The 223-nt window shown below is 78.0% G+C and carries 1 pseudogene; it reads right to left on the bottom strand.

The features are described 5' to 3' along the window. A pseudogene (locus GT354_RS20815) lies at positions 1-223 on the bottom strand (hypothetical protein); the annotation flags it as partial.

Raw genomic sequence — 223 nt, 5'->3', positions numbered from 1 at the left:
CGGGGTCGGCGGTGCGGGCGGGTTCCGGACCACCTCGGTGGGCGCGTCGGTGCTCGCCGGCGCCGGCGCCGGTACGTCCTCCTCGCGGTCCTCCTCGACCGCTTCGGCGGCGGTATCGCGCTTGAGCGTCGGTACCGGCACGACCATGGCGGTGGCGCCGTCGTAGCGCGGCTTCTTGCCGCCCTTGGGCGCGGCGGCGGGCGGCGTGGCCACGGGTGTGGCC

It is taken from the genome of Streptomyces sp. SID3343 (assembly GCF_009865215.1).
In the GTDB taxonomy this organism is placed as follows: domain Bacteria; phylum Actinomycetota; class Actinomycetes; order Streptomycetales; family Streptomycetaceae; genus Embleya.
The sequence above is the reverse complement of the archived record's forward strand: the minus strand, read 5'-3'. Positions and strand labels throughout refer to the sequence as shown.